The following is a 3,606-nucleotide window of genomic DNA, read 5'->3' as shown; positions in this document are numbered from 1 at the left end:
GTTTGAATTCGGCGGTGTAGGTGTTTCTGGTCGTCATGGGGTTGCCTCCTATGGTGAGGCTTAACTCCACCGACTCAAAACTGGCTCAATCCCAATCGGGCTCATGGTGAATCCGGCAGAACCTGTCGGCATTCTGGTCGACCGCAAGGGACAGGTTCTCATCACCGAGTCCTACCAGTACCCGCTCAGCCACATGTGGAACACCATTCCCTTTTCCGAGATACCGGAGTTCCAGGTGCAGATCTTGGCAGAGCTTTGGTCTGTCGCACCGTCTGGCCCGCTGGAATAAACGTCTCGGACAGTCCTTCTGTCTTGCATAAACCAGGAGCATCAGCGCCACAAACGCTTGTGTCCAGCCTCAACTTTGAACGCATGTCCAGGGGCTACTGCATGTCGTCTCAGAGGCAGAAGGGGAGATCAGGCCTGGTCTCCCTGGACGAGTTCAGATACCGTCGTGTCCCTAATCAGGCGGTGGGCCTTCAGCGAGTCCGTTCTATTCGACAGGGGAGCTGCGCTCCATCGGACAGGGCCGAGAGGTGCTCGCCAGTCTCAGGCACGGTAGACGTGTTCCGTGTGGTACAGCAGCCGCTCATGCGTCACAGATGCGAACGTCCCGATGCGCTGCCCCTCTAGGGCGTAGTAATGCCGTCCGTTCTGAAATTCTTCGCGGATGCGGCCGCTCACCAGCAGGCGGCGCTCGTCCGGCTCCACCGTGATGTGGACCTGATCGTACAGGCGGTGCAGGTCACTGCGCAGCAGCCCGTTGCTGACCTCGTGGGGACCGCCGCTAGCGTACGGCTGGACATGTGCTGCGGTGCTGGTGGCCTGCATCGTCACATGGCTTCCCGGCACGACGAACACCAAAGGACACGCCCCGTAGGGTCGTCGGGTAGGGTGAGTCATGTCTGCTCGGTCGTCGCGTGCTTCAGGGCTCCTCCCTTCATCCCTTCGGAGCAACACGGCCATCATGAACTCGTCGGAACATCTCGAAGCCACGGGTCCGTTGTGGGCGCACGAAGAGCCTGCGATACTACTGCACCGCGCCTTCTACTTCCCAGAGGCTGAGCAGAGCGTGGGGGCGGCGCCCCCCCTGTTGTTGACGGTGCCCGCAGGTGAACCGTACCGCTTGAGGATCGTGGTTGGCGATGAAATCGGCTTCGGTGTCGAGTCGTGGTCAGCCCAGGTCCGTTTGACGATGGGTGCAGTTCAAGCGCTTGATGATTTGTCAGACGCATGGCCTTGGACGAATGAAGTTGAAGGGGCTGTGCGGGTTGCATGGTCATCGTTCGATGGCGTGGCGTTGATGCGGGTCGCGTCGTCCACTGAGGGGTCACGTGTCGTTATCGCGCATTCGAGGACCGCACAGCCGCCCCAGGCGGTGGATTACTTCGAGTTGTTGCTGCAGTTGGTAGAGGAACGGCTTCCGGACTCATGGGTGCGGAGCAACGTGACTCGAACGCGTGCCCTGCTGTGGCAACCAGATCCGTCGCACAGACGCTAGAGGCTGCCAAAAACAGGTTTCAACTTTAGGTTCGTTATTTTGCTGTTTGCGTAGACAGTGCTTTTTAATGCCAGACGTCCAGTCATTCCTACAGCCACAACGAACCCAACTTTGGTGTTCCCCTTTGGCGATTCTCCAGTCCCGAGGTCAGACAAGCTCCTCGTCTTTGTCCGTCGTTGTCCAGCACGATCTATCTACAGTGCCTATTCGTTTGTAACAGAACTCTAAACTCATTTTTAGACAGCCATCTTGGCAGCCTCTAGCTGTCAGAACTTCTATCAGCGGGGACGTCTCTGCGCTGCTAACGCCACGAATTGTATGATCTTGTCAGGTCAGAACGTTTTCATAGACGTCATGAAGCGTGTACTTCGGTCAACGATTGAAATCCCTGACAATATTCCAAGAGAACTTGACATCTATCTTACATGCTCTATCGAGAGAGCCAGCGGGAGAAGTAAATCTTTCACTGCAATCAGTCGTGAATGTCCGATTTCCCGAAATTCCCTGCTCGCTATTCATATCTCCTGTAGCTTCGTCAGAAATAACTTGTTCATGGATATAAAACCTAGCACTTGCATCTACCGTCTCAGTATTTTCACTAGTATGCTCGGTACAGGTGCCAGGAGCTATTGATGTACAGGTCCACGTTTCCATAACTGTAGATTTCCCTATCATTAAGGGTATGTTTGTATTTACGTCTGATCTAATATTCACTTTACCTTCGACTACTTTTATGCTGAAGGCCGAGGGTTCTACTTGAGACGATACCTTAGTAGATGTTTCAACAGACCTTGTATATTGAGTATTATATAGGCCAATTACAGTGGTTGAGATTCTGGAGTTAATTGATTCAGTGTGATTAGCTGTAATATCAGTATCGCAAATTATTATAGCATTCGAGTTATTAATTTCAAAATTGGGACACTCGAATTTCCAAGACCCTAAGCTGTTTAAGATTCGCGTTGTGGTATAATCACCAATTGCACCGTCTGTAATATCACTATCTTTCCCTTCTTCGACAATTCTATCGTTATCTATCTGTTCTATAGTTGCAATTAATTTATATCTTTCGCTGCCAGTTTCAATCTTAAGTAGTGTTTTAGCAGGTGATTCACTACCGTAAGCAGAAGCAACAAGTTCAATTTTCAGTTCCTCAGAACCTTTGACCAGCGGTTCTTTCGGATAGACCGTTCTTCTGTTCGTATCCAGTACAAACAGATTTCCACCAGAGAGCGACGCAGTATACGTATCTGGCACATCAGCGAGACTCACATCGCCATAATAGAAGGGGCCGACTTCGAATTTAACTGCATTTGATAGCAGATATTCCTTGACTTTCCCCTGAATCTCTTCTGAAATTTTCCCAAACAGGGTGGCTGCTCCCTCACCTACCTTGCTAGACACTGCTGATTTGAGTCCAAGCAACGTCGACGCTATCGCGGTCATATAATTAAATGAGTTACTCTTCCCCGCTGAGGCCATGGGTGTGTACATTGCTGGCCCTTTCGACGTGGGAGTGAAGACGCTTTGGGTTAATTTAATTGATGTACTGTTGATGCCCTTTGGATAAAGTGCTAACTTCCGCTCGATATCTAAGCCTTGGTAGATGGCACCTGCTGTCAACGCAACAACAATAATGTCATCAATGGGTGTCGGTGTCTTAATGGCGAGAATCAGGGTCGGCGCGAGATAATTGAAAGACCCCAAGACTGAGGGGGCAATCGACTCCGTATATTTCCGCTCCCTTAAACAGGCAATCAAGGATCGGCCGTTCGTAATATCTGGCACATATCCAGACGTCGGACACACGTCAGAGCTACTATGATTTAGCTTTGTAACTTCTGTATTCTCTGCCGTCCGCTCGGAAAATGCCCCCTGAGCAGCCAAGGCATCCAACAACCCCAAATCGGGCACAGCCGTCTCTCCATCAATGGGGACCGCACCCCCAGCGGCGATTTTTCGCAGACTCTGAGGATTGGCAGGGTGATCCACCAGCCATTGAAGTGTTAACTGGGATTGAGCCAGTTTTGAGTCGGTGGAGTTAAGCCTCACCATAGGAGGCAACCCCATGACGACCAGAAACACCTACACCGCCGAATTCAAAC

The 3,606-nt window shown here is 51.4% G+C and carries 3 protein-coding genes; 1 reads left to right on the top strand and 2 read right to left on the bottom strand.

Features of this window, described 5'->3' with window-relative positions; translation table 11 throughout:
* Nucleotides 1–103: 103 nt before the first annotated feature.
* Nucleotides 104–289 carry a hypothetical protein gene (locus HNQ08_RS26960; protein ID WP_184138547.1) on the top strand — a complete coding sequence of 62 codons (186 nt, stop codon included), beginning with the start codon at nucleotides 104–106 and terminating at the stop codon, nucleotides 287–289.
* Between the two features lie 260 nt (nucleotides 290–549).
* Here the strand turns inward: HNQ08_RS26960 and HNQ08_RS26955 are convergent, their stop codons facing one another.
* Together HNQ08_RS26955 and HNQ08_RS26950 are read right to left on the bottom strand one after the other, a co-directional pair.
* The gene (locus HNQ08_RS26955) at nucleotides 550–903 is read right to left on the bottom strand and encodes an HNH endonuclease (protein WP_184138544.1); all 354 of its coding nucleotides are present in this window, start codon (nucleotides 901–903) and stop codon (nucleotides 550–552) included.
* 970 nt (nucleotides 904–1,873) lie between these two features.
* Complete coding sequence (locus HNQ08_RS26950) at nucleotides 1,874–3,586, bottom strand: hypothetical protein (protein ID WP_184138542.1); 1,713 nt, start codon at nucleotides 3,584–3,586, stop codon at nucleotides 1,874–1,876.
* Nucleotides 3,587–3,606 lie beyond the last annotated feature (20 nt).

The sequence above is a fragment of the Deinococcus humi genome (assembly GCF_014201875.1).
Classification (GTDB): Bacteria; Deinococcota; Deinococci; order Deinococcales; family Deinococcaceae; genus Deinococcus; species Deinococcus humi.
This window is presented reverse-complemented; position numbering and strand designations above follow the sequence as displayed.

What these genes read in the sequence shown, in the direction of transcription:
- HNQ08_RS26960 (WP_184138547.1), top strand. Translation starts at nt 104, where the DNA reads ATGGTGAATCCGGCAGAACCTGTCGGCATTCTGGTCGACCGCAAGGGA.
- HNQ08_RS26955 (WP_184138544.1), bottom strand. Translation starts at nt 903, where the DNA reads ATGACTCACCCTACCCGACGACCCTACGGGGCGTGTCCTTTGGTGTTC.